A 26,080-nucleotide genomic window follows, 5' to 3' on the forward strand; every position below is an offset into this window, starting at 1 on the left:
CTTTTACTCATTTTCTTCCTTCTGTTTCTTCTGTTCTTTATCTTTTTCTAGTTTCTCATCGGATCGCTGCTTCTCAAGCTTTTCTCTAATCCGATTAAATTCTTTACTAGGTGGCATCAAACTAACAATAACATCACCTGCTTCAGCTCTAGTTTGAGAGTCATGGGCGAAGAACTCCAAACTTCCAGAGGGCTTTTTCACAAAGAGCATGATCGTTTCATCGTCTCTTTCTTCCAGGTATTGATCATAAGCATATTGCTGAGTGATGTTTGTTTTACGGAAAACATAACCACTTTCTACCTTACGATTCAGGCTTTCCCATGTAGCTCCTTCTTTAAAGGCTACACGTCCACCGATCGTGTGAACAAGCTCCTCAAGATCATCTCCTCGATCGTTACGTAAGCTTAACTGGAAGAGGTTATTACGACCAATCTCCGGAACGAAAGTCGTACAAACGAGCGCATTATAAGAATCAAGCTCCGTAGCTGCAAGCATATACTCGTAAGGGGTGAGATCAAGGCGATACTCTGTTTGCTCAGAGAGTATTTCTCCTCTATAAAAAGGTACTCCTGCTTTTCTCGTTGTAAGCAGCCTTTGCCATGATGAGTCTGTTATTAATACAGGGATTTTAAGTTCTTTCAGCGTTTTGGATAACGCCGTAGAGAACGTACTACCCCCAACAATCAGAACACCGGGCTGGCCATCACTCGCTAGTCCAAGCTTCTCAGCAGTCCAACGAATAGAAAAGCCGTGAACTACAACAGTAGCGAATACTAATGCAAACGTAAGTGACATTAATATTTTTGCATCCTCAAATCCTGCATCAAGTAAAACACTAGCAAAATAGCTCGCTACAGTTAATGCCACAATACCTCGTGGCGCGATCCAGCCAACAAGCGTTTTTTCTTGCCATGATAAATCCGTTCCAATGGTTGATAACCAAATGGATAGTGGTCTTACTACAAATAACATCAGAATTACGAAGACCAGAATTTGCCAATGGAAAATTTCAAGCAAAGTGTCAACTGATAAAGAAGCTGTTAGCATGATGAAAATCGTAGAGATCAATAGCACTGATATATTTTCTTTAAAATGCCTCATATCATCAATCGAAGAGATATGCATATTGGCAAGAGTAATACCCATTGCCGTAACAGCAAGCAGTCCAGTTTCATGCGTGATTTCATCAGCCACTGCGAAACAAAGAATCACCACTGCGAACACGACTGGAGATTTCAAGAATTCAGGTACATAACCTTTCTCGAACATCCAACCTACTCCGCGACCACATAAGAAGCCAAATAATGTGGCAAAAAGGGATCCTAAGAAAAAGACAAGTAGGACAGTTGCCGTTGCTTCTTCTACTTTTAAGAATTTAATAATTTCAAATGCAAATACAGCGAGAAGAGCTCCAAGTGGATCAACGATAATCCCTTCCCACTTTAATATTTTCGCGGGTCTTGGTTTTAGTTTGGCTTGCCTCAATAACGGCAAAATGACCGTAGGGCCAGTGACAATAAATAATCCACCAATAACAAATGCTACGCCCCATGATAGACCTGCAACGTAATGGGCTGATAACGAACCAAGGAGCCACGCTAGAAAAGCTCCTATCGTTACAATTCTTCCGACCGGTCTCCCAAGCCCTTTAATCTCACGAAAATCAAGATTTAGACTTCCTTCAAATAAAATAATGGCAACTGCGATAGATACAAACGGGTCAAATAAGTCACCAAATACATCTTCTGGATGAAGTAATCCAAAAAGCGGACCGACAAGCAATCCAATGATGGACATAACGACAATGGCAGGGAAGTGAAAACGCCAGGCAATCCACTGTGAAAAGATGCCAAGGGCACCTACAAGCATAATATTAAATAAAATCGAATCGACCATGGATAGCCTCCTTATGTTTAACAACTGCTAGTTCTTCATTTCTATTCTGTCCTTTGTACATAACTTCACTATAATCGAAGTGAACAGAAATGTTTGAAAATATGCTCAAATTTGTAGATATTAGTAAAAAAGAAGGAAACATCTATTACCTGCCGTCATTTTATACGTAATCACTGCTTCAGGCAACTATCTACTCTTTTCTATCTAATCAATCCCGAATGACAAGGTATGTGTTGTGAATGAAGTATTACCCTTCAATCTACAAAACGAACCCATTTCCATACTTTATTATTTTCTCATTACAAGAATAACATCGGTATGAAAAAAGAAGCAGGTCCCCCTGCTTCCTGTTATCTATCTTGATCAAGTTTTAATTTCGCTAAAGCATCAGCAAGAGCAGTATTAACCGGTTCATCCTGGCCTTGATTTTTCATATATTTTGATACGTCTTTCTTTGTTGCTTTGGTATTCTTTTCCTTTTTTCGTCGTTCATTAAACGTCGATAGCTTTTCACGATGACCGCACTTACATATAAATGTCTGTGCGTCTCCCTGGCCATGAAGCTCGAGCTTTTTCTTACACTTAGGGCATCTAGCATTCGTTACTTTACTTTTACCTTTACGGTACCCACATTCTCGGTCCTGACAAACGAGCATTTTCCCCTTCTTACTTTTCACTTCGAGCATTAAATTCCCACAGTCGGGGCATTTGGTTCCCGTCACGTTATCGTGCTTATATTTCTTCGTACTTGATTTGATCTTCTGAACAGTTTCATTTGCGTAAGCCTTCATCTCTTCAATAAATGCCCGCTTCGATAGTTCGCCTTTTCCAATCGCTTCAAGCTTTTGTTCCCATTCTGCCGTTAGAGCCGGGGATTGTAATTCGTCTGGAACGATGTCTAACAATTGCTTTCCTTTAGACGTGATTGTTAAGTCTTTGCCATTCTTTTCAATCAAAAAGCTATTAAATAATTTCTCAATTATATCTGCACGCGTTGCAACGGTTCCTAGCCCGCCTGTCTCACCAAGTGTTTGGGCTAGCTTCTTATCCTGATTACCAAGAAATTGAGCCGGCTTCTCCATTGCAGTTAAAAGAGTTCCTTCGTTAAAACGAGACGGCGGGTTTGTTTTCCCTTCTGTTCTTGTAAGAGATAGAACGCGAAGTTCCTGTTTTTCTTTTAGCTCTGGAAGAATGACATCCTCTTCTTCAGTATCGTAAACTTCTTTCCAACCGGCTGAAAGAACACGTTTGCCTTTCGCATCAAAATGCTCTTGGCCAATCTTCGCAACAACCGTGACTTGTTCGTATTCAAATGGAGAGTATAGTGCTGCAACAAATCGCTTTACTATGAGATCATAAACCTTACGATCCTTATCGCTAAGCTCGCGAATAATGGGTGTTTGCTCCGTAGGAATAATGGCATGATGATCAGAAACTTTTCGATCGTCAACAATGTGCTTTCCAGTTTGAATTGGGTTCCCAAGTACTTTTCGAGCCGTTTTCTCATAAGGTGCCACTGCTTCTAGTCGTTCTTTTAACGTATCCTTCATATCAGAAGACAAAAAGCGAGAATCTGTTCGAGGATATGTGACGAGCTTATGCTGCTCGTACAGTCGTTGTGTAGCTGAAAGAGTTTCCTTTGCAGAAAACCCATAGCGTTTATGAGCGTCTCTCTGTAATTCCGTTAAATCATATAAACCTGGAGCGAACGTCTTTTTCTTTGCTTTTTTCACTTCTTCAATCTGAACTGGTTTGCCCGATAAATTCTTTAGGTAAGTATCTATTCTGTCTCGATCAAATACGCGCGAATCATTCGATTTCGCATCGCGATAAGTTAATGTAAAACCATCTACAACAGCAGAAATCCCATAATAGCGTTCAGGTACAAAGGCTTTTATTTCTTCCTCTCGTTTTGCAATAATCGAAAGCGTTGGTGTTTGTACTCTGCCACTAGAAAGCTGTGCGTTGTATTTTGTCGTAAGCGCTCGAGTTGCATTAAGGCCTACATACCAATCCGCTTCAGACCTAGCTGCAGCTGCCTGGTATAGGTTCTTGTACTGATTTGCCTCTTTCAAATTCTTAAAACCATCACGAATCGCTTTATCCGTTACAGAAGAAATCCAAAGTCTTTTTAATGGTTTTTGGACACGTGCTTTTTCAATAATCCATCGTGCCACAAGCTCCCCTTCTCGTCCCGCATCAGTGGCAATGACAATTTCGCTAACATCTTTCCGATTCATTTGCGTTTTTACAACGCTAAATTGCTTCCCACTTCTTTTAATAACAACTAGCTTCAGTGGGGCAGGAAGCATCGGTAAGTCCTCTAGCTTCCACGTCTTGTATGCTTCATCATAAACTTCTGGATCAGCTAGTGTCACAAGATGACCAAGCGCCCATGTGACGATATAACGGTCTCCTTCAAGAAAACCATTTCCACCTTTTGTACAATTCAATACCCTCGCAATATCACGTCCAACAGAGGGTTTTTCTGCAAGAATAAGCTGTTTACCCACAATACCAATCTCCTCAAATATCGATTCTTTTCTATTTACTATCATACCAGCTTCGATGTTACACGTGAAACAATGGAAATAAGATACTGTTTCTTTCGCTATAAAGTTTGTAGAAGATATATGAACATACAAAAAAAGAAGATGTTATCCCATCTCCTCTTTTGTTAAACCTTATTAAGTATGCCATCTTCAATTAAAACCTCTTCAAGAGCATCAACGACTTCAGCGTCATATAAGACACCCGAAAGACGCTTTAATTCATTCATGGCATATTCTGGCGTATACGCTTTTCGATAAGAACGATCGTCTGTCATCGCGTCATAAGAATCGCTGACACCAATGATCTTCGCGCCAATCGTAATTTCTTCATCCTTTAAACCATCTGGATAACCAGAACCATTAAGTCTCTCATGATGTTGGTGAATAATGTTGCTGACATCAGCATAATACGTGTCCTTTATCATCTCTGCTCCATCGGCTGGATGCTTTTTGATAATGTCATATTCTTCATCGGTTAGCCCACCGGGTTTGTTGAGAATTTCTTCAGGAACATTAATTTTGCCTACGTCGTGGAGGATCGACGCAACAATTAAATTATCAACATTTTCTGGGGATAGATTCATCTTTTTACTAATTTTCATACTCATACTTTGTACACGTTCACTGTGTTCTTTTGTATATTTATCTTTTTCCCCTACGCTCTTTACATTTTGTATCAATTTAATTATGTCTTCACTAATTAATCTAAATGTAGGTTCATTAATAACCCAAAGAAGGTGCGCTTCAGCTATAACCTCAAAGAATATTAATTCTGTTATAGCTTTAACTGAAAAATAATCTCCTTCATTTAAAACGAGATCCTGATCCTCACACTTTATTTGCCCTTTAAGAATATAGAAAAACTCATATGCATCAGGGTTCTTACCAGGATAAATATAAAAAGCCGTGTTTTCATTTATTGTATGGATCATAAATTCAAGGCCTGCTCCCTTAGCTAGTAAACTTAGGGAGGCTGATTCTTGTTCTACACTTTCAAGATATGAATTCTTTCTTCCAACAACAAGACCATTCACCATTTACCCTCCTCGAGTGCGGAACAATAGATTTGTATGTATTCATTATATAGTGCTTTTAAGATACAAAAAAGGTACATCATGAAATTGATGCACCTTTTTTGGTCATGGCCCGATAACTTTAATCGGATCAACCCATACCCAGCGGTCTCCAATTTGTACGTATACCCATGAACATTCAGCCTGAATGCCCTCTTTAGCAGCTTCTGCAATCATGTCTGCAGTCATTTTGTTTGTTTTATCAATTAAATTGTCAATTAGTTTATCAAGTTCTTGATTGTATTTAGAAGTAAGTTCAGCTTTCTTAGTCTTTACTTCTTTTTCAATCTTAGCAATTTCAGCGTCTGATTTCCCATCCTGACGAGCGGAGGCGAGTGTTGCATCAAGCTTAGTTGTTTCAAGAGAAAGCGTTGACAATAGTTTGTTACCTTTAGCCTGTGCTGTTTGAATCTCTTCTTCAATCTTAACATTTGTTTCTTCAATTTTCTGTAAAATATCACTATGATCATTTTCTGCTGCAAAAGTTCCAGTGCCCATGAACATAAATAGTGCAACTACTGAGAATAAAGCTACGATTAACTTTTTCATTTTAATCCTCCCCTAGTAAACTCGTATTCTGTGAAAAGATAGAATTGGGTCATACTTCCCACTAATCAACACTATACGGTAAATTTTTCAAGAAATCTATTCTTTTTTACCCTCTTTATTCGACGTTTTTGGAAATTATTAGATTACATTTATCGTTTATAAATGTAAATAATTTCTACAAAATAAATAAACAGCCGATTGAATCGGCTGTCTGTATTAGCGATTTATTCGATAAACTCTCGCTTCATAAGGCTTTAAATTGATCGAATCATTTACTTCTTGCACAACAGGATAGTTATTCAGAAGCAATTGATCTTGCTTTAGAACCAGTCTTGTTTCAAATACAGCTGGCTCTATTGATAGGTTCGTCACAACAAGAACTTGATCTTCTTCTGTTGTTCTCGTATAGGCATAAAGCTGCGGATGCTTTTCAAGAAGCAAATCATAGGTCCCGTAAGTGAAAACTAGGTTTTCTTTCTTCAGCTGAATCATTTTTTTGTAGAAAGTTAGAATAGAGTTGGCATCATTCTCTTGCTTTTGTACATTAATATCTACAAAATTCGGATTGACTTTTAGCCAAGGGGTCCCTGAAGAAAACCCAGCATTATAGTCGCTGTTCCACTGCATTGGTGTGCGACTATTATCACGAGAAGAAGCCCAAATTACTTTCATGATCGATTCGTGTGATACACCAGCTTCACGTTGGATGCGATAGCGATTTTTATCTGCAACATCGTCATAATCTTCAATAGAAGGGTATTGAACATTTGTCATGCCGATTTCCTGTCCCTGATAAATGAAAGGCGTTCCTTGCATGAGGAAGTACATCGCTCCCATTGAAGTCGCACTTTCTCGCCAGTATTCCTTGTCGTTCCCCCATGTTGATACTACACGTGGCTTATCATGGTTCTCAACAAACAATGCATTCCATCCTTTGTTTTCAAGCCCTTTCTGCCAGCGTGTCAGCACTGACTTGAGAGATACGATATCAAGTTCAGGTTTATCTACTGCATCCCATAATCCAAGATGCTCAAATTGAAAAATCATATTCATTTTCCCATTTTTTTCGTCGACCCATTGATCAGCTTCATCAATGCTTACGCCGTTGGCTTCTCCAACCGTCATCACGTCATAATTAGAATACGTTTCATCCTTAAATTCTTGAAGAAATTCTTGAATACCCTTCTGATTCATATGCATATCAAAGGAAGAGACGTATTTTTCATTTGCAGGATTGGGCATATCCGGGAATCCTGGGCGTTTTTTAATGTGACTAATGGCATCAATACGGAAACCATCAATCCCCTTATCAAGCCACCAATTCACCGCATCATAAAGCGCTCCACGAACAGCGGGATTTTCCCAATTTACATCCGGCTGCTTTGTTGAGAAAACATGGAGATAGTACTGATCTGTTTTCCTATCGTATTCCCATGCTGAGCCGCCAAAGATACTTTCCCAGTTATTCGGTTCTTTGCCATTCTTACCGTCACGCCAAATATACCAATCACGCTTCGGATCTTCCTTCGAGGACCGTGACTCGATAAACCATTGATGCTCATCACTTGTGTGATTCAATACGAGATCAATAATCAGCTTCATATCTCGCTTATGCACTTCCTCTAGAAGCGCATCAAAATCTTTCATTGTACCGAAATCTTCCATTATATCCTGATAATCAGAAATGTCGTATCCATTGTCATCGTTTGGAGATTTGTACATGGGACAAATCCAAATCACATCAATGCCAAGATTTTTTATATAATCGAGTCTTTGAATAACCCCTTGTAAATCACCTATACCATCACCATTTGAATCCTGGAAGCTACGAGGATAAATTTGATAGCCTACTGCTTCTTTCCACCAGATTCTATTCATGTCTCTACACCCTCATCTTTTAGTTAAAGTTAGTAAAGTGCAAACGTTTGCCTAATTTTCGATAAAAAAACGCTTTCTTTTGTCTATTTAGATGTTCTTACTTGTAGTTTACTTGTATTCCACCCATTTATCAATATGAATATGAAAGTATTTTTTCGAGATGATGACAGATGCTATTGACGAGAGTTCAAGAGATCTATAGAATACGCTAATAATGCGTACCAGGTTTCGTATAAATTTGGAGATAAGGTCCAAAGGTTTCTACCAAACTACCGTAAATGGTTTGACTACGATGACAATTCTGGCAATGTGAATATGTCATCCTCTGTCTAAATGAGAGGAGAATAATAATGGAGAAGTTAACCAGAAGAGTTCAAGCAGCTGCGGGGAAACGCCCTGCAGATCTTGTGATTAAAAATGGAATTGTATTAGATAGTTACAACCTAGAGCTGATTAAGACAGATGTAGCTATTGTTGATGGTGTGATTGCTGGACTTGGAGATTTCGAAGGTCATCATATTATTGATGCGGATGGGAAATACATCGTACCATCACTAATCGATGCTCATGTTCATATCGAATCCGCAATGGTCACCCCTTCCGAATTCGCCAATGCTGTTCTTCCTTGTGGAGTGACGACAATTGTCACTGACCCCCATGAGATAGCGAATGTCTGCGGATCCGAAGGTATCTCTTATATGCTTCAGGATTCTGAAAACGTTCCGATGGATATATTCTTTATGCTTCCCTCAAGTGTGCCTTCTACCTCCTTTGAGAATTCAGGCGCCACCCTTTCTGCCGAAGATCTCAAACCTTTCTATGAGCACAGCCGCGTCCTTGGCCTAGCTGAAGTGATGGATTATCCTTCAGTCGCTCATACTTCACCTTCTATGATGCAAAAGTTATTCGATGCACAAAACAAGAAAATAGACGGACATGCCGCTGGGCTCCATTCCAATGCTCTAAACATTTATAAATCGGCAGGAATTACGACGGATCATGAATGCATCACGGCTGAAGAAGCGCTCGAGCGGATAAAACGTGGGATGTATGTATTCATTCGCGAAGGGTCCGTAGCCAAAAACTTAAAACAACTCATTCCCGCTGTAACTGAACGAAATGCTAGAAGATTCATGTTTTGTACAGACGATAAACATATCGATGACCTGATCAATGAAGGAAGCGTCGATCATAATATTCGACTTGCTATTCAAGAAGGGGTAGATCCACTTCTAGCCATTCAAATGGCATCATTAAATGTGGCTGAATGTTTTGGGTTATCAACGAAAGGGGCTATTGCGCCTGGCCTTGATGCTGATTTTCTTATGCTCGATGACATTGAGTCCTTTTCTATCTCTCATGTTTATCGTGCTGGAGAACTTGTTGCAGAGTCTGGAAAGACAAAAATGGGAGCAAAGGTTACTCCTTCGAATCGGATTACAAGCTCTGTTCATCTCCCCACACTAAGAAAAGATCACCTGAAACTAGCCGTTTCGAAGGAAGAAGCGAATGTTATTGAACTCATTCCTAATCAAATAGTTACAAAGGCCAGAAAATTAACGGTTGATCATGATGAAAATGGTGGGTTTGTTTCTTGTTCTAGAAAAGACCTTATGAAGCTGGCTGTGATTGAGCGCCATCATCATACAGGCAACATTGGCCTTGGGGTTGTGAAAGGTTTTCAATTTCATGATGGGGCAATAGCAACAACCGTCGGTCATGATTCGCACAACTTAATTATGGCAGGAACGAACGATGAAGACATGATTAAGGCTGCAGAAGTCATTCAGGAAATGCAAGGTGGGTTGGCTGTTATTCGAGGAAAGAAAGTGATTGGTAAGCTACCGCTGCCAATAGCTGGACTACTTTCGGATAAAGACTATCCTACTGTCATAGAGGAACTTGAAGAAATCGAAAAAGCATTAAAGGAAATTGGTGCTCCAGATCACTTCAATCCTTTTCTTACCCTTTCGTTTTTAAGCCTCCCTGTTATTCCGGAGCTAAAATTAACGGACCTCGGACTTTTTCATGTAGGAGAGTTTCGCCATATTAATATAGATGAATAGACGATATGAAGAAAGCAGCATGGCAAAATCGCCATGCTGCTTTTGAATTATAGAGAACGTTGTAAAATATCTCGAACGCTCTCACGATCCAGTTCTTTATAAGTGCCAACGCCTGGCTTAATAAATGTTTTCTCAACCATACCATCAAATTCAGCATCGTCAATTTCGTAATCAGCAAGACGTGATGGAGCGCCAAGTGAATTCCAGAACTCACGAAGCGCTTTCGCCCCTTCAACTGCTACTTCTTGATCACTTTTCCCTTCTGATGAAACGCCAAGAACGTTTACCGCTAGCTGTTTCACGCGGGAAGGATCTTCTTTAAGAACATGTTCTAACCAGTTCGGGAATAGAATCGCCAATCCGCCTCCGTGAGGAATATCGTAAACAGCAGATACCGCATGCTCGATTCGATGTGTTGCCCAGTCCCCACCATCTGTACCATTACTTAATGTTCCGTTAAAGGCTGTTGTACTAATGTACATCATCGTTTCACGATGTTCATATGATTCAAGATCATTTAGTAGCTTAGGACCAGTTTGAATTGCCGTGCGAAGAAGTGATTCAATAAATCCATCGATCATTGGTGTATTGTTTGTACGATGGAAGTAATGCTCTAGCGCATGTGACATACTGTCAACAATGCCATACACCGTTTGATTCTCCGGAACCGAGAATGTATAAGTAGGGTCTAGTACCGAAAACGTCGGAAATACATGAGGAGAACCCCAACCGAGCTTCTCTTTTGTTTCCCAATTTGTAATAACTGAAACTGAATTCATCTCAGATCCAGTTGCAGCAAGGGTTAATACCGTACCAAATGGGAGAGCTGATTCAATCGGCTCCTTCTGCGTGATTAAATCCCATGCAGAACCTTCGTAATGGGCACCTGCCGCGATCGCTTTCGTACAGTCAATTACACTGCCACCACCAACGGCTAGAAGGAAGTCGATTCCTTCTTTCTTACAAATGGCAGAACCTTTCTCAACTGTTGTTAAACGTGGGTTTGGTTCAACACCAGAAAGCTCATGCACCTCTGCATTTACTTTTTTAAGTTCTGACATGACAGCATCATATACGCCGTTTCGTTTAATACTTCCTCCACCATATACAACAAGAACTTTCGCACCATATTTAAGTTCACCTTGCAATTGAGTGATCTGATCTTTCCCGAAATAAAGACGAGTTGGATTGTATTGTAAAAATGTATTCATAAGACACCTCATTATCGTTAGTCGAAGTTAGTGTAACACATTCACTTCCTAAAAACGTACGTTAAACTATCGGTTAGTGACGACGACTTCACGTCTTTGCTCCTCCGCACGATAAGCAGCCTCCATCAGCACTGTTAATTCAAGGGCAAGTCCTAGGTTTTCATCAGTTTTGATATCCTTTTGAATGTGGTCGATCCACTGAAAGAATGGGGATGGGCGGTCATCTGGAACCGCTACCTCTTCCCACTGATCAGATACTTTCTTTAGTAAAACCTTCTCTGGCATGCCATATACCGCTGATCCTTTAGTGCCATTTATTTCAATGGTAAATGGGGAGTGATCATTTACAAACCCTGTTTCTGCAATACCGTAGGAACCGCTTTGATATCCAAATGTCACGACAGCCTGGTCCTCTACTTCTTTCTCTGTTACATAACCGAACTGAGCTGTGACACGTTGCGGCATTCCTTGGAATAGCCTCGTTAAGTACACTGGATGACAGCCAAGGTCGATTAATGCTCCGCCCTGACACTCTTCTTTCTGATAGAAATGCTGTGGAAGCCAATCAGCAGTCGCTCCATTATGAGCAAGGCGTACACGTGTCTGTGTGATGTCGCCAAGATCACCTGATTCAATCAACTGCTGAATAGCTTCCGTATAACCATCATAAACGCGGGGCAAAGAAACAAATAACTTTACCCCAGTCTCATTCACCGCTTCTAGAATCTCCAGCGCCTCATTTTCTTTAGCCGCTAGGACTTTTTCAGTAAAGATATGCTTTCCTGCCCTCGCTGCTCGAATGATGATCTCCTTATGCATGTTTGTAGGTGAGCTCACTACAACAGCATCGATATCTTCTCGATTAAGAAGGACGTCTAGATCACTTATGTACTCCACCGCTCTTTCCTGCGCTTCTTTTCTTCCACGTTCTTCGTTCTCATCCCAGATCGCTTTTATATCTGTATCAGGGTGAATCTGCGACTCTTTGGCATAATCTTTTGCATGAACGTGCCAGAAACTAATCATTCCAATCCTCATTTTGTAAACGCCTCCATTATTAGTTAAACCCATATATGTCTATTATTGTAATGGAGTTTACACTGATCAATCAAACATACCGCTACAACGAAAAAAATATTACATTCGTACAAATTAATTGTTTATGTTATAATAGTAGATGTGCTATAATTTATAAATTTGGGGGTGGGCGCTTGTTTGAGGTAGGCGATAAGATTTTTTATCCCATGTACGGTGCAGGTATAGTCGAAGCAATTGAGGAAAAAGAAATACTGGGCGAAACTCAGATCTATTATATTCTTAATATGCCTTTTCGTGATATTCAGGTGATGATTCCAAAAGGTAAGACGGAAAACCTGAAGATTCGTGAAGTGTCTGATGTCAGTACGATGGACGAAGTGCTAACTTCTTTTAATGAAGAAGTTGACGTAGAAGAGCCCAGTGCTAATAGGAACCAGCGTTACCGGGATAATATGAACAAGCTTAAAACGGGAGACATCCACAATCACGTGGAAGTGATCCGTGAGCTCGTTGCCCTTAACAAGAAAAGACCGCTCGGAACTGACGATAAAAAACTACTGGAGAATGCCCAGCAGTTTCTCATAAGCGAGATCGTTTTGACGAAAGACGTCGAGTTAGATCAAGCAACGGTAATATTGAAGGAAGCCATTAAGCATTAATGCTCGATGGATAACAAAAGACAGCCCAATCGGGCTGTCTTTTTGTGTGGCGTTGAAAGGCTCCAGTGTCTGACGGGTCTAAACGGGGTTTTGCCGCTTTAGTTTCATCCAGCTACAACACACCAGACCCTCGGCCACTTCACCTTTCAACCTGAACACAAAGGACGTGTTCATTTTGAAAGGCTCCAGTGTCTGCCGGGTCTAAACGGGGTTTTGCCGCTTTAGTTTCATCCAGCTACAACACACCAGAACCTCGGTCGCTTCACCATTCAACCTGAACACAAAAAACGTGTTCATATTGAAAGGCTCCAGCGCCTGCCGGTCCTAAACGGTGTGTTTCCGCTTTAGTTTTTCCCCAATTTTTTATTTTGGTAGTTGGCTATGGCTGTGTATTCTTCGGTTAGTTTTCTTGAGATTCTGATGTAGATTGGTAGTAGTTCGGCGTAGGTTTCTACGTTTTCTTTTTTGGGTTGATGGCTGAATGTGTCTCCGACGAGGTCGGATACGATGCTTAGTGAATCGATTTCGCCGAGTGCTTTTTTACCGAGAACGATTGCACCGAGGCAGGAGCTTTCGTAGCTTTCTGGAACGGTTACTTCTTGGTTAAAGATATCAGCCATCATCTGACGCCATAGTGCGGATCGTGCAAAGCCGCCTGTTGCTTTAATTTGTTTAGGCTCTCCGATTAGTTCTTCTAATGCAAGAAGAACGCTATATAAGTTATAAATTACGCCTTCTAGTACTGCTCGAATCATATGTTCTTTTTTATGGTGCATGGCAAGACCAAAGAAGCTTCCGCGTGCATCGGAATTCCATAGTGGTGCACGTTCACCCGCAAGATAAGGATGGAAGAGAAGTCCATCGGCACCTGGGTTAACCTGCTCTGCAATTCTTGTTAGGATTTCATACGTATCAATCCCAAGTCGTTTCGCCGTTTCTGTTTCGGATGCGGCGAATTGATCACGAACCCAGCGGAATGTGATTCCTCCATTATTCACAGGGCCGCCAACTACCCATTTATCTTCTGTTAATGCATAGCAGAAAATTCGTCCTTTAGGGTCTGTTACAGGGCGATCTGTTACCGCTCGAATCGCTCCGCTTGTTCCAATTGTTACAGCAACGACACCTGGTTCAATTGCGTTAACGCCAAGGTTTGAAAGCACACCATCACTTGCACCAACTATAAAGTTCGTTGAAGAAGTTAATCCTGTCTCTTCAATATACGGCGCTTTTAAACCACTCATCATATGAGTAGTTGAAACGGGTTTTGATAGCTGATCTGCTGTCACTCCAGCGATTTTTAACGCATCATCGTCCCAGTCGAGCTGCTCCAAATTAAATAATCCTGTTGCTGAAGCAATGGAATAATCAATGACATACTCCTGGAAAAAGCGGTAGAAAACATATTCTTTAATGGAAATAAACTTTGATATTGACTGAAACAATTCTGTTTCATCATTTTTTAGCCAAACAAGCTTGGACAGGGGAGACATTGGATGAATAGGCGTTCCTGTGCGGCGGTAAATTTCATGACCGTCCATCTCATTTTTTATTTTCTCTGCCCACTTCGCACTTCGATTATCTGCCCAAGTAATGCAGTTTGTAAGTGGTTTTCCTTTTTCATCTACCCCAATTAAACTGTGCATCGCTGAGCTAAATGAAACAAATTTTACTTGTTCCCCTTTTAATGAGTTATCTTGAATCACTTTTCGAATCGACTCTACTACAGCTAACAAAATTTCTTCAGGATCTTGCTCAGCTGTTGCTGGTGTTGGTGTATACAATGGATATTCCACATTATGTTTTGAAACGGGTTGCCCATTTTCTTTATATAGAACGGCTTTTGTACTCGTCGTACCGATATCTACACCGATCATGTATTGCTTGTTCATCGTCATGAGCCATTCCTCCTACATCGTAATTGTAATTGACCTATTCACTGACTAGTATAGCTTTTCGTAGTCCTTATTACGAACTTGCCTATGATGAAGATCTGTAAGCGCGTTCAATTAACGCAAGATGTTTTGGTAAGAAAAGATCAGGAAGCATGTTTATACAAACATGCTTCCTCCTTTATCTTCCAAATTAATTGCTTTTTTCAGTTGCGTGACCGCCGAACTCATTGCGAAGCGCAGCTACAACTTTACCTGTAAATGTATCGTCTTCTAAAGAACGATAGCGCATCATTAATGCAAGAGCAATAACAGGCGTTGCTGTCTGAAGATCAAGAGCTGTTTCTACTGTCCATTTCCCTTCACCTGAAGAGTTCATAACACCACGAATCTCATCTAGGTTAGCATCTTTAGAGAATGCCTGCTCTGTTAATTCCATTAACCATGAGCGAATAACAGAACCGTTGTTCCATACGCGCGCCACTTTCTCGTAGTCGAAATCATATTCGCTTTTGCTTAATAGATCAAAGCCTTCTGCAATGGACTGCATCATACCGTATTCCACGCCGTTATGAACCATTTTTAGGAAGTGTCCACTACCTGATTCTCCGGCATAAAGGTAACCATCTTCAACACAAATATCTTTAAACAGTGGTTCGATCGTTTTGAAAACTTCGCTATCTCCACCAATCATTGTACAAGCGCCATTACGAGCTCCTGACTTACCACCGCTTGTCCCAACATCAAAGAAAGAAATTCCCTTTTCTAGGAGCATCTCACCTCGGCTTTTTGAATCTTTGTAGTGAGAGTTTCCTCCATCAATGACAATGTCACCACGATCAAGAAGTGTCGACAATTCTGTTGTCACAGCTTGAGTAATCTCACCTGCAGGAACCATCATCCAAAGAATACGAGGCGTTTCTAGCGATTCTACAACGTCCTTAAGAGAAGACTTACCATTAAAACCTTCTTCGTTCATTTTTTGTACTTGCTCATCATTGGCATCATGTACAACAACGTTATGTCCATGATCACGTAAGTTTAAAGCAAGGTTGTATCCCATTTTACCTAAACCAATTAATCCGACGTTCATATTAAAACTCCTTAAGTGAATGAAATATTTTTTCCTATAATTTAATTATACATTAAATATTTTTTGTTTCAATTGGTTGAGTGGAATCTATTTTCATCTTAATTGTAATCGGTTACAATTATACAATCAGGAGTGATAGAGAGGAGAATGTAAATGTCCGATACGGAAACCCGTCACTGCCTTCCAAGAATTCGCTCTTCCTATTCGCAATTTAGCGAAAAAGAACGACAGGTGGCGGATTATATTTTGAACCATTCTAATAAAATTATCCATAGTACCATTAATCAGGTGGCAGAAGATTTAAACGTTGCAGATGCAACCGTTTTCCGCTTTTGTAAGCGAATTGGCTTTAAAGGCTTTCAAGCGATGAAAATTGCCCTTGCTGCGGAAATCGTGAATCCCATTCAGGATATCCATGAGACCATCACAGAAACGGATTCAACGAAAGAGGTAGCAGAAAAGGTCCTCCGTTCCAACATACGAACGCTTGAAGATACGTATCACATACTCGATAATGCAACCATTGATCAAGCTGTGCAGATTTTATTAAATGCAACTCATATTGAATTCTACGGAAATGGTGGTTCTGGGATTATTGCGATGGACGCCCAGCATAAGTTTATTCGAACAGGATTACGCTCAACCTCATACAGTGATGCACATTTACAAATCATGTCCGCTTCTCAGCTATCAAGTAGCGATGTGGCTGTCTTAATTTCTCATTCTGGAACGAACAAAGATATGCTTCGTGTAGCTGACATCGCAAAAGAAACAGGTGCAACGACGATCGCCATCACAAACCTGGCGACATCTCCACTAAGTAAAAAAGTTGATATTCCTCTTTATACTGTTTCACAAGAAACCGATTTCCGCTCTGAAGCGCTCGCATCAAGAATTGCACAGCTAAGTCTCGTTGATGCGCTTTATGTGAACGTCATGATCGCTCGAAAAGAAAAATCTAAGCACTCTCTTCAGCTTATGCGAGAGGCAATCTCTTCTAAACGAATATAGCCTCATACTAAAATCCGCCATCATTGGCGGGTTTTTTTATAGGTTTTACTGACACATCATAAAAGCACTTTGAAAGACAAGAAATAAGCTGTCATGCTAAACTGTAAGAGTTGGAATTACAGTACGTGTATTAAAAGGAGGACAACAATGACTATGAATCGAAAAATGCTTCAATCTTATACTCTACCTTCTGGCGTAGAATTAAAAAACCGTGTCATGCTTGCTCCAATGACAAACTTCTTATCAAATGATGATGGTACAGTATCCGCACAAGAGCTTGCTTATTATGAAAAGCGTTCTGGTGGAGTTGGCGCAGTTATTACGGCATGTGCTTATGTGCTCCCACACGGGAAAGGCTTTGCTGGTGAAATTGGCGCTAACCGTGATGAACAGATTCCTGGTTTGAAGAAATTAGCTGACACCATTCATGCAGAAGGTGCAAAGGCGATTCTACAAATATTCCACGGAGGTAGAATGTGCCCTCCTGAGCTCGTTCCGAATGAAGAAATTCTTAGCGCAAGTGCTGTACCCGCTGAGCGAGAAGGTTCGAAAACTCCTCGTGCAATGACAGAAGACGAAATTCAAGAAACAATTCGTGCTTTCGGCGAAGCAACGCGAAGAGCTATCGAAGCTGGGTTTGTTGGTGTTGAGCTTCATGGTGCCAATACGTACCTTCTTCAACAGTTCTTTTCTCCGCATTCTAACCGCAGAGAAGACACATGGGGTGGTAGCCTTGAAAATCGTATGAAATTCCCATTAGCTGTTCTAGAATCTGTTCAGGAAGCAATCAAAAAACATGCTAATGGCGCTTTCGTTCTTGGCTATCGGATCTCACCTGAAGAACGCGAAAATCCTGGAATCTCAATGGATGATACGCTTCAGTTTGTTGATGAACTTGCTTCACGGAACTTGGACTATGTTCACGTTTCACTATCCGACTTCTATCAAGGTTCAATGCGCGAAGAAGATGCTACACCACGCATGGAGATGATTAAAGAACGAATTGGTCACAACGTTCCTGTCATTGGTGTCGGCTCACTTCATACCCCTGTTGAAGTGGAAGAAGCGCTTGAGACTGGTGTACCTCTTATCGCTCTTGGCCGTGAAATGATTATGGAACCGAACTGGGTTGAGAAAGTTCAAAACGGTGACGAAGATAGCATTCGAGTGACGTTACGAAAAGACGCTCAGCAAGAACTTGTATTACCTGATCCACTTTGGAATGCCATTTTTAGCGTACCAGGCTGGTTCCCAATCGAAGAATAGAAAAAAGCAAAGCCCCCGCGTTTTAAAGTGCGGGGGCTTTGCTCATTTTAGAACGGGGCTCAAATTCTCTAACTTCTCAAATAAATGCCAGACAAAATCATCGACTCCAAGCTCACGATGTGGATGCAAATCCTCAAGATCTGGATCACTTACATATTTGTATATACCTTCTTTGGATTCCCATTCAACAAGCATCATCACTTGTCTCGGCTCGATATCCCCTTCTGGTGATGAATGTAGCTTCCCAATCGCAACAACCTTCCCTCCGTACTTACGTACTGGCTCCTCTGCCCTTTTTGCGTATTCAGCATATTCTTCTCCATCTTTTACGTTAAATAGATTCAGAGCGTACAAAGCCATGTTCATTCCTCCCACTTTTTGCTTTTCTAACGACAATCGGTATACCATTTAATACAGCTGTTCCTGAAACAGCATCAAGTCTTTTTTCATTACTTAATATATTCGTATTGACGCCTTTATTTTCCTTAGCCACCGTCATTTTCGTCCCATCTAGGTTATGACCATATCCATGTGGGATGCTGCCTACTCCAGGCATAATGTCTTCTGTTAATGCTACATTTACTTCAAGACTACCTGTATCTGATAGAACTTGTGCGAGGTCACCATCTTGAAGGTCAAGTCGCTTGCCATCTTCTGGGTGAAGCAATAACGTACAGCGATCCTTCCCCTTCATAAGAACAGGCAAATTATGCATCCAGGAATTGTTTGATCGTAAATTTCTTCGACCGATCAATACCATATCTACTTGTTCAGACGATTCTTCTTTAAGCCTTGCCACGTCTTTTACAATGACTTCAGGGGCTAACTCAACCTTACCTGTGTGAGTCAGTAATACTTCAGGAATTCTTGGCTTTAACGCTCCTAAATCAATTCCGTGCGGGTTTTGTTCAAGTTTATTTAGGCTTAAACCACCTTGCTTTTTGAAATGGTCTCCATAAGGACCTGACCTAAGCATATAATCAAGCATTCTCTCTGGACCAATTCTGCCCTCAAGGACGCTAATAATCTCTTTCGGATCCTGGTCGAAAAGGGGCGATTGTTCATTTTGCACGTCTTTTTTAATGAGGTAATGAATCGATTTCTCATCTAATTTCGCTGCTGCATTGTCATCAGGCTCTTCTTCTCCAACTAATGTCGCAAGCTTTAGGAGGATTTCCCACTCATCCAGCTGGGATTCTTTCTTTTCGAAAACAGGAGGCGAGTAGTGAGAAATGTTTCGAACAGACAGTTGATAAAATGAAAGATCATAGTGTGAGCGTTCAAGTGGTGTAGGAGCTGGAAGAATCACGTTAGCATTTCTTGTTGTTTCATTCAGGTAACAGTCAATGCTTACCATAAAGTCGAGATTTTCAATGCCGTTTTGTAAGCGCTTACTATTTGGTGTTGACAAGATAGGATTACCAGCTACAGTTACAAATGCACGGATCTGTCCTTCCCCTGGCGTATCCATTTCTTCTGCTAAACACGCAACTGGAAGCTCACCGAGTACTTCTGGCAGTTCGCTCACTCTGCTTCTAAAGCGATCAAATCGGTAGCCTTTTTTCTTAGATGTCTTGCCACCGGCTGCAGGAGTTGTGAACATAACACCACCTTCGCGATCAAGATTACCTGTCACAACATTGATCACATCAATCAACCAGCTATTTACTGTGCCAAATGTTTGTGTACATGTCCCCATTCTTCCATACACAGCAGCACACGTTGCGGAAGAAATATCCCTTGCAATGGTGCGAATCGTTTCTGAATCGAGACCACATATCGAAGCAACCTTATCAGGTGGAAAATCTTTCGCGAGCTCTTTCACTGTTTCAAGTCCATTCACATGACCCGATAGGTGAGTTTCCTTCGCTAACTTTTCATCAAACAACGTATGGAGGATACTAAACAAAAAATAACCATCTGTTCCTGGTTTAATAAAATGATGATCATCTGCTACTTTAGCTGTGGCTGTACGAATGGGATCAACAACAACAAGACGCCCACCGCGATCTTGTAATGCCTTCAGCCTTCCTCTCATATTTGGTCCTGTCATTAAGCTACCATTTGAAACAATTGGATTCGCTCCAATCACAAGAAAATACTGTGTTCGATCGATATCAGGGATCGGTATACTGAAATCACTACCATACATAAACTCAGCTGCTAGCTGCTTTGGAATCTGATCGACTGTGCTTGCTGAATATTGATTTCGACTACCGAGAGCACGAAGAAAGAGAGGTAAATAAAGTAAACCTGAGAGATTATGAACATTAGGGTTACCGAGGTAGACGCCCACTGCATCGCGACCATACTTTTCAATCACACGACGAAGCCCTTTCCTAACTTCCTTAAAAGCCTCCTCGTAGCTTACTGTAAACCACTCTGTTCCTTTTCGAATCATTGGCTCTCGAATGCGCTCTGGATCATGATGAAGTTCTTTTAAACTAAATCCTTTCGGGCACAAATATCCCTTACTGAAAGGATCTTTCTTATCACCCTCAATATGCGTTACTTCTCCATTCACCGTGTGAATTTCTAAGCCGCATGTGGCTTCACAGAGCGGGCAAGTACGGTAGTGAATCTTCTCCTCAGCAGTGGTCATCGCATATTCCTCCTTATGTTCGTTTAAATACCAACTGGTTAGTATTTAAAGTTTACTGAAAATTCCATCACTATTCAAGGGAAAGTAAAAGGATTCCGTTAGTTACAGAATCCATTTTTCTCTTAATGCTTTTGCAACTGCTTCGGCACGATGATTAGCTTGTAACTTTCGAATCGCCGTACTTATATAATCTCTCGCTGTAAAATCACTGATTCGTAATAACCTGGCCATTTCTTTCGTACTGTAGCCATCAGCTGCATATTGAAGAACTTCTGTTTCACGTTTGCTTAAGGGATTGGGTGACCGAGAGATTGGTGGGAGCATATAAGCAAGTGCCTGTTGAAAATAAATCATCACATCATCAATAAGCCCTTGATGAACCGTAACACCCTCTTCGTTTTTATCAATTAGGACACAGCCAATAGCAATTCGCTCAATGCTTAATGGAATAATTAAGACAGATGTTAAATCATAAGCTTCGATATATTCTGTGGGGAAGAGCTGATGATGCTGATCCATCACCAGGAAAGAAGGCTTGTTACTTAGAAGGACTCGTTGAATGGGTGGGATGCGCCGTATATCCTCACGTATAGCGCTCATAGAAAACACTCCACTACGATCAACGCGAAGAATGCCTTCTCCAACACCTGTAAAATAGGAAAAAGTAAAGAGACTCGCACGCATGAATGGAAAATGGGCAAGACATTGTTTAATCATTACTTCGCAACGTTGGATTGGATCTTTCATCTCTAACATCCGATGAAAAGATCGCATCCACGTTTCCTCATGCATCGACATGATTCACCCCTATCTTTTCAGGAATCGAACTGCCGTACAAAAATCGTTAAACTGTATATGTAAGCGCTTTCTAAGATAGCTCCTTCATTATAAAATTTGCTAGATTAAATCGCAAGTATTGAAAGGTGGTCAAAGATGCGGAAAGAAATGATAACGACAAGCAACCGCGGACTTCAGGAAGATTCCCTGCCATTTCGTCTTTATCAAAAAGCGAAGAAATTTGGCGGATGGGACCCAAGAGAGATTGATTTTACTCAAGACGTAAAAGATTGGCAGTTTCTAACCGGGGATCAACAAGAAGAGATACTGAGACTAATTTCTCAATTTCAGGCTGGTGAAGAAGCAGTCACATTGGACCTTCTGCCATTAATCATGGTGATCGCAAAAGAAGGAAGATTAGAAGAAGAGATGTACTTAACAACTTTTCTTTTTGAGGAAGCAAAGCACACGGAATTCTTTCGTGTATTTCTAAATGAGATTGGTCAAACCGGGGACCTGTCCCGTTTTCACTCCGACACCTATCGGAAAATTTTTTATTCTATATTACCGGAAGCAATGGGGAAACTCCAACAGGACCATTCTCCTGAAGCGCTAGCTGAAGCTTCTACTGTCTACAATATGTTTGTGGAAGGGGTTCTTGCTGAAACAGGCTATTTTTCTTTCTACGAATCTCTTGATAAAGCCAAGGTTATGCCAGGATTAATGAAAGGCGTTGGATTGCTGAAAAAAGATGAATCACGTCATATCGGCTATGGCACCTTCTTGTTACAGCGCCTGATTGCTGAACATCCCCACCTCTTTGAGATTGTGCAAAATAAGATGAATCAGCTCGCCCCACTTGCAGATCAGTTAACACAGGAAGGAATAGGAGAAAAAACACATAGCGCATTCGGAAATACACTTGATGCCACAATGGCCTTTTCTATGAAACAGCTATCGGTAAGGATGGACATCCTTGCACGCGCAAAAGGAAAAGACATCAACGAGATTTACCGTACTTCTGAATCCGATGTTGGCGTTCTTTAAAGTAAAGGAGGAAGAGCTATGTCAGTAAACGTAGAAATAAAGTCATTTCCGCTTTTTATTAATGGAGAATGGTCTCCTTCAGAAAGTGGTCAACTGTTCGAGGTGATGAATCCTGCTACTGGAGATGTAATCGCAAAAGTAACGAGCGGTAACGCTAAAGATGTTGACCGAGCTGTAGAGGCAGCATCCAAAGCATTCGATAATGAAGAATGGCGGGAGATGCCTCCAAAAGAGCGATCGAAAGTCCTTTACTCCATCGCTCAGAAAATCATGGAAAATGCAGAAGAACTTGTTGCCTTAGAAGCGCTCTCTTCAGGTGGCACCGTTAGAAGACTTGGATCCAATGACATCATTCAGATGGTGGATCTATTCCAGACTCTCGGTAAATTTGTGCTCGATTACACCTATTCAGAAACACTGCCATCTCCTCCGTTTCCAGGACCAGCTCATAACTTTATCTGGCGTGAGCCAATCGGCGTCTGTGCCGCCATAACGCCATGGAACATGCCTATGCTTATTGCAACGTGGAAGATCGCACCTGCGCTTGCCATGGGGAACACCATCGTTATTAAACCAGCGAGTTATACACCACTTACAACGCTCCGTCTCGCTGAAATTATTTCTGAAATAGTTCCCAGAGGAGTGATAAATGTTGTCACGGGTAGTGGAAAAGACGTTGGTGAACCACTCGCTACGCACCCCAAAGTCGATAAGATAGCTTTCACTGGTTCTACTGAAGTGGGACGTCACATTATGAGTTTAGCTTCTAAAACAGTGAAGAACACAACGCTTGAACTTGGTGGGAAATCACCTTCCATTATCCTGGATGATGCAGATCTTTCAATCGCCCTTCCTGGCAGTCTGTTCGGTGTCTTCCTTCACTCTGGTCAATTGTGCGAATCCGGAACGAGACTCTTTGTTCCAGATAAACTGTATGATCAGGTAATCGATGGACTCAAAGAGCTTTCTGAGAAGCTTGTGATTGGGAATCCAATTGATCCGGCGACAGATATGGGTCCGGTGGTTTCTGCTACGCAAAAAGAAGCTATCTTATCTTACATTGAGAAAGGTAAGCGGGAAGGGGCTCGTCTTATATGTGGCGGGAATGAAGTTAACGTGAAGGGCTGTGAGAAAGGACATTTTATTTCTCCAACAATTTTTGCCGATGTCACGAACGACATGACGATCGCCCAAGAAGAAATCTTCGGGCCTGTGCTTTCTGTTATCCGGTATAGCGATGTTGATGATGCCATCCGTATGGCGAACGATACGATTTACGGACTAGCAGCAGGTGTTTGGTCAACTGATGTGAATAAAGCCTATAAGGTCGTAAGAAAACTGCGTGCCGGTGTTGTTTGGATAAATGATTGGCATATGCTCAGAAATGATGCACCGTTTGGCGGATACAAACAAAGTGGCATTGGTAGAGAAATGGGCAAGCATTCTCTTGACGCATATACTCAGGTGAAGCATGTGCACACCTCCATGGTGCCAGAAATCGAACGGAGAAATTGGTACAGTCTTCTCTTTTCTAACCAATCTTAATAAAGGAGGTAAAACCGTATGACATTAACATATTCTCAATATTTGCTTCGAACGGCCATTCATAGCGGGGCAGGCACTCGGGCACTTGTACCCGATCTGTTCAGAGGACTTCAAGCAAAGCGTGTGGTTCTCTTTAGTGACCACGGACTTGAAAAAGCTGGTGTCGTTGAAAAGATCAAAGAGATATTCGATCTGACACCACATGGGACTGGCCCTGAACTTGCAGGGATTTATCTTGATATCAATCAAGATGCAGGGAGTCATGATGTTAATGCAGCGCTTAAATTTGCCAGGGAAGTAAGTGCGGATGGGCTACTCGCTGTTGGCGGTGGCAGCGTGATGGACACCGTAAAAGGGGTGAAATACGCCCTTCACAACGGATTAACAGATATTAAAGAAGCTATTCCAGGAGGACTTCTCTATTTATCCTGGCCAGAGGCCACTCATATACCAATTCCCCACATCTCGATCCCTACAACCGCTGGTACAGGATCAGAGGTATCTCCTATTGCCGTGATTTATAACGAAGAAATCAAGATGAAGACAAACATTATTCATCCATTTATTAATGCCGATATGGCTATATTGGATCCAGAATTGACAACGGGATTACCACCTATTATTACGGCTTTTACTGGATTTGATGCGTTAACTCACGCAATTGAAGCATTCGCCTCACCATCAGCCACATCGCTAACTGATGCTTATGCCCTCCAGTCTATTCGCTTGATTGAGTCACATCTCTCAACTGCCGTCAACCAGGGAGATAACCTCACAGCACGTATGGAAATGCTCCAAGCGAGTATGATGGGTATAACGGCATTTAGCTTCGCCCTTAATGCCATTCCTGTGCATAATTTTGCGCATGCGTACGGAGCTCTTTTCCGCATTCCACACGGCCTTGCGAATGCCGTTTTTCTTCCGGTTGTAATGGAAATGCTCCCTGATCTCTATCTCCCAAAAATAAAGGAACTTGCTCGTGCCCTTCATTTAGAGACAACCGGCAAGAATAATGACACGTTGCTACAAGCTGTCATTCATAAACTAAAAGAAATGCAGCAGAACGTTGGTCTTCCAGCTAATTTCAAAGATTATGACATTAAGCTTGATGCACTTGACGCTACAATCGCAGCGGTAAAAATGGATCCTGCTGCTCTCAATTATCCACTTCCACCAGAATTAATTCGCGCAGTTGGCGAGCGCGTCATTCATTCCCAGAAGGTATTCGTATAACGAAAGAACCGTGAAGCTTAAGCTTCACGGTTCTTAGTATGCAAGTCCGATCGATTCTCGAATGTAGAGATGATCTGTTACGGTATGAAGCATAAAATCAGCTACATCTGATCGAGCGATGCGACGTCCGCCTTTTGGAATGCCACTTCGCGCTTTCCGATACTCTCCAGTCCGATCATCATTCGTTAATCCCATTGGACGAGCCACTGTCCACTCTGCTTCACTTGCAGCAAGAAGGTCGACTGCTCTTCGATGATCAGCAAGGACGTTCTGCAACAGCTTGCCTGCAACAAACCCTGTCACTCCAGGAATCTCTTTATTAATCCCAGCAGAAGCCATATAAACGATCCGCTTTACATCATGAATGCTCATCGCATCGAGGATATTTGCCGTCATTGTAGAAAGATCTGTTGTTTTTCCAAGTCCATTAGCACCCAAACATGAAATAATGGCATCAACGTCAGAAGTTATCGCCTGCTTCACATCAGCTGACTGCATCGCATCGCCAATTTCAACTGATAAATTTTTGTGAGTCGTTTCAAGTTTTGAAGGTGTTCGAACAAATGCAGTGACGGTATGGCCCGCTGCAATGGCCTGTTTCACAAAAGCATTTCCTGTACCGCCTGTAGCTCCGAATACAATTAGTTTCATGAGTACGACCTCTCCCTCTATTCAACGATCTTTATCTTTTT

At 41.5% G+C, this 26,080-nt stretch carries 20 protein-coding genes and 1 riboswitch; of the genes, 7 read left to right on the forward strand and 13 right to left on the reverse strand.

The features are described from left to right. Positions 1 to 3 precede the first annotated feature (3 nt). The 5 genes from AC0VYV_RS21940 to AC0VYV_RS21960 form a co-directional block, all read right to left on the reverse strand. Positions 4 to 1,896, reverse strand: coding sequence for a cation:proton antiporter (locus AC0VYV_RS21940; protein WP_194218211.1), 1,893 nt, complete (start codon positions 1,894 to 1,896; stop codon positions 4 to 6). 350 nt (positions 1,897 to 2,246) lie between these two features. After that, positions 2,247 to 4,409: a DNA topoisomerase III gene (locus AC0VYV_RS21945; RefSeq protein ID WP_475374316.1), complete on the reverse strand. Its 2,163-nt coding sequence runs from the start codon at positions 4,407 to 4,409 to the stop codon at positions 2,247 to 2,249. A gap of 164 nt (positions 4,410 to 4,573) precedes the next feature. After that, on the reverse strand, positions 4,574 to 5,482 hold the full coding sequence (locus AC0VYV_RS21950) for an HD domain-containing phosphohydrolase (protein WP_303532725.1): 909 nt from the start codon (positions 5,480 to 5,482) through the stop codon (positions 4,574 to 4,576). A gap of 105 nt (positions 5,483 to 5,587) precedes the next feature. Further along, on the reverse strand, positions 5,588 to 6,070 hold the full coding sequence (locus tag AC0VYV_RS21955; RefSeq protein ID WP_475374317.1) for a hypothetical protein: 483 nt from the start codon (positions 6,068 to 6,070) through the stop codon (positions 5,588 to 5,590). A gap of 216 nt (positions 6,071 to 6,286) precedes the next feature. Beyond that, positions 6,287 to 7,948, reverse strand: a complete 1,662-nt coding sequence (locus AC0VYV_RS21960) for a glycoside hydrolase family 13 protein (protein WP_475373145.1) — start codon at positions 7,946 to 7,948, stop codon at positions 6,287 to 6,289. A 208-nt stretch (positions 7,949 to 8,156) separates the two neighbouring features. Continuing rightward, positions 8,157 to 8,258, forward strand: a riboswitch (purine riboswitch). A gap of 40 nt (positions 8,259 to 8,298) precedes the next feature. On the opposite strand from AC0VYV_RS21960, the gene ade reads away from it, so the two are divergent. After that, the gene (gene ade, locus AC0VYV_RS21965; RefSeq protein WP_194218206.1) at positions 8,299 to 10,014 is read left to right on the forward strand and encodes an adenine deaminase; all 1,716 of its coding nucleotides are present in this window, start codon (positions 8,299 to 8,301) and stop codon (positions 10,012 to 10,014) included. A gap of 47 nt (positions 10,015 to 10,061) precedes the next feature. Here the strand turns inward: ade and AC0VYV_RS21970 are convergent, their stop codons facing one another. Beyond that, positions 10,062 to 11,225, reverse strand: a complete 1,164-nt coding sequence (locus AC0VYV_RS21970; protein ID WP_194218205.1) for an iron-containing alcohol dehydrogenase — start codon at positions 11,223 to 11,225, stop codon at positions 10,062 to 10,064. Between the two features lie 66 nt (positions 11,226 to 11,291). Further along, positions 11,292 to 12,263 (reverse strand): Gfo/Idh/MocA family protein, encoded by a 972-nt coding sequence (locus AC0VYV_RS21975; protein WP_475373146.1) that lies wholly within the window; start codon positions 12,261 to 12,263, stop codon positions 11,292 to 11,294. Between the two features lie 173 nt (positions 12,264 to 12,436). Here AC0VYV_RS21975 and AC0VYV_RS21980 point away from each other — a divergent pair, with 173 nt between their 5' ends. After that, positions 12,437 to 12,922, forward strand: a complete 486-nt coding sequence (locus tag AC0VYV_RS21980; RefSeq protein WP_194218204.1) for a CarD family transcriptional regulator — start codon at positions 12,437 to 12,439, stop codon at positions 12,920 to 12,922. A gap of 344 nt (positions 12,923 to 13,266) precedes the next feature. On the opposite strand, the gene gntK is transcribed toward AC0VYV_RS21980, so the two are convergent. After that, complete coding sequence (gntK, locus tag AC0VYV_RS21985; RefSeq protein WP_475373815.1) at positions 13,267 to 14,799, reverse strand: gluconokinase; 1,533 nt, start codon at positions 14,797 to 14,799, stop codon at positions 13,267 to 13,269. Positions 14,800 to 15,007: 208 nt separating this feature from the next. After that, complete coding sequence (gene gnd / locus AC0VYV_RS21990; RefSeq protein ID WP_194218203.1) at positions 15,008 to 15,907, reverse strand: phosphogluconate dehydrogenase (NAD(+)-dependent, decarboxylating); 900 nt, start codon at positions 15,905 to 15,907, stop codon at positions 15,008 to 15,010. Between the two features lie 153 nt (positions 15,908 to 16,060). Here gnd and AC0VYV_RS21995 point away from each other — a divergent pair, with 153 nt between their 5' ends. Together AC0VYV_RS21995 and AC0VYV_RS22000 are read left to right on the forward strand one after the other, a co-directional pair. After that, a complete protein-coding gene (locus tag AC0VYV_RS21995) occupies positions 16,061 to 16,918 on the forward strand; it encodes a MurR/RpiR family transcriptional regulator (protein WP_194218202.1) in 858 nt (285 codons plus the stop codon). A gap of 153 nt (positions 16,919 to 17,071) precedes the next feature. Next, positions 17,072 to 18,184, forward strand: coding sequence for an NADH-dependent flavin oxidoreductase (locus AC0VYV_RS22000; protein WP_475373816.1), 1,113 nt, complete (start codon positions 17,072 to 17,074; stop codon positions 18,182 to 18,184). 42 nt (positions 18,185 to 18,226) lie between these two features. Here the strand turns inward: AC0VYV_RS22000 and AC0VYV_RS22005 are convergent, their stop codons facing one another. From AC0VYV_RS22005 to AC0VYV_RS22015, 3 genes are all read right to left on the reverse strand, one after another. After that, the gene (locus tag AC0VYV_RS22005; RefSeq protein ID WP_475373147.1) at positions 18,227 to 18,544 is read right to left on the reverse strand and encodes a DUF1330 domain-containing protein; all 318 of its coding nucleotides are present in this window, start codon (positions 18,542 to 18,544) and stop codon (positions 18,227 to 18,229) included. After that, a complete protein-coding gene (locus tag AC0VYV_RS22010) occupies positions 18,516 to 20,786 on the reverse strand; it encodes a molybdopterin-dependent oxidoreductase (protein WP_475373148.1) in 2,271 nt (756 codons plus the stop codon). The genes AC0VYV_RS22005 and AC0VYV_RS22010 overlap by 29 nt, the downstream gene beginning before the upstream one ends. 102 nt (positions 20,787 to 20,888) lie before the next feature. Next, positions 20,889 to 21,584, reverse strand: coding sequence for a LuxR C-terminal-related transcriptional regulator (locus AC0VYV_RS22015; RefSeq protein ID WP_430245452.1), 696 nt, complete (start codon positions 21,582 to 21,584; stop codon positions 20,889 to 20,891). Positions 21,585 to 21,719: 135 nt separating this feature from the next. Between AC0VYV_RS22015 and AC0VYV_RS22020 the strand changes: the two genes are divergently transcribed. Genes AC0VYV_RS22020 through AC0VYV_RS22030 form a run of 3 tightly spaced genes read left to right on the forward strand, consistent with a single transcriptional unit; the run spans position 21,720 to position 25,388 of the window. Further along, complete coding sequence (locus AC0VYV_RS22020; RefSeq protein ID WP_475373149.1) at positions 21,720 to 22,610, forward strand: R2-like ligand-binding oxidase; 891 nt, start codon at positions 21,720 to 21,722, stop codon at positions 22,608 to 22,610. 18 nt (positions 22,611 to 22,628) lie between these two features. After that, positions 22,629 to 24,155: an aldehyde dehydrogenase family protein gene (locus tag AC0VYV_RS22025; RefSeq protein WP_475373150.1), complete on the forward strand. Its 1,527-nt coding sequence runs from the start codon at positions 22,629 to 22,631 to the stop codon at positions 24,153 to 24,155. 18 nt (positions 24,156 to 24,173) lie between these two features. Beyond that, positions 24,174 to 25,388 carry an iron-containing alcohol dehydrogenase gene (locus AC0VYV_RS22030; RefSeq protein ID WP_430245449.1) on the forward strand — a complete coding sequence of 405 codons (1,215 nt, stop codon included), beginning with the start codon at positions 24,174 to 24,176 and terminating at the stop codon, positions 25,386 to 25,388. Between the two features lie 33 nt (positions 25,389 to 25,421). Here the strand turns inward: AC0VYV_RS22030 and AC0VYV_RS22035 are convergent, their stop codons facing one another. Next, complete coding sequence (locus AC0VYV_RS22035; RefSeq protein ID WP_475373151.1) at positions 25,422 to 26,039, reverse strand: NAD(P)-dependent oxidoreductase; 618 nt, start codon at positions 26,037 to 26,039, stop codon at positions 25,422 to 25,424. Positions 26,040 to 26,080: the final 41 nt, after the last annotated feature.

Source organism: Anaerobacillus sp. QJM3NY_17 (assembly GCF_056173665.1).

Excerpts from the sequence above, each read along its gene's own strand:
- AC0VYV_RS21940 (WP_194218211.1), bottom strand. The coding sequence starts at position 1,896 with ATGGTCGATTCGATTTTATTTAATATTATGCTTGTAGGTGCCCTTGGC.
- AC0VYV_RS21955 (WP_475374317.1), bottom strand. The coding sequence starts at position 6,070 with ATGAAAAAGTTAATCGTAGCTTTATTCTCAGTAGTTGCACTATTTATG.
- AC0VYV_RS21960 (WP_475373145.1), bottom strand. The coding sequence starts at position 7,948 with ATGAATAGAATCTGGTGGAAAGAAGCAGTAGGCTATCAAATTTATCCT.
- ade (WP_194218206.1), top strand. The coding sequence starts at position 8,299 with ATGGAGAAGTTAACCAGAAGAGTTCAAGCAGCTGCGGGGAAACGCCCT.
- AC0VYV_RS21970 (WP_194218205.1), bottom strand. The coding sequence starts at position 11,225 with ATGAATACATTTTTACAATACAATCCAACTCGTCTTTATTTCGGGAAA.
- AC0VYV_RS21975 (WP_475373146.1), bottom strand. The coding sequence starts at position 12,263 with ATGAGGATTGGAATGATTAGTTTCTGGCACGTTCATGCAAAAGATTAT.
- gntK (WP_475373815.1), bottom strand. The coding sequence starts at position 14,799 with ATGATCGGTGTAGATATCGGTACGACGAGTACAAAAGCCGTTCTATAT.
- gnd (WP_194218203.1), bottom strand. The coding sequence starts at position 15,907 with ATGAACGTCGGATTAATTGGTTTAGGTAAAATGGGATACAACCTTGCT.
- AC0VYV_RS21995 (WP_194218202.1), top strand. The coding sequence starts at position 16,061 with ATGTCCGATACGGAAACCCGTCACTGCCTTCCAAGAATTCGCTCTTCC.
- AC0VYV_RS22000 (WP_475373816.1), top strand. The coding sequence starts at position 17,072 with ATGAATCGAAAAATGCTTCAATCTTATACTCTACCTTCTGGCGTAGAA.
- AC0VYV_RS22005 (WP_475373147.1), bottom strand. The coding sequence starts at position 18,544 with ATGGCTTTGTACGCTCTGAATCTATTTAACGTAAAAGATGGAGAAGAA.
- AC0VYV_RS22010 (WP_475373148.1), bottom strand. The coding sequence starts at position 20,786 with ATGACCACTGCTGAGGAGAAGATTCACTACCGTACTTGCCCGCTCTGT.
- AC0VYV_RS22015 (WP_430245452.1), bottom strand. The coding sequence starts at position 21,584 with ATGTCGATGCATGAGGAAACGTGGATGCGATCTTTTCATCGGATGTTA.
- AC0VYV_RS22020 (WP_475373149.1), top strand. The coding sequence starts at position 21,720 with ATGCGGAAAGAAATGATAACGACAAGCAACCGCGGACTTCAGGAAGAT.
- AC0VYV_RS22025 (WP_475373150.1), top strand. The coding sequence starts at position 22,629 with ATGTCAGTAAACGTAGAAATAAAGTCATTTCCGCTTTTTATTAATGGA.
- AC0VYV_RS22030 (WP_430245449.1), top strand. The coding sequence starts at position 24,174 with ATGACATTAACATATTCTCAATATTTGCTTCGAACGGCCATTCATAGC.
- AC0VYV_RS22035 (WP_475373151.1), bottom strand. The coding sequence starts at position 26,039 with ATGAAACTAATTGTATTCGGAGCTACAGGCGGTACAGGAAATGCTTTT.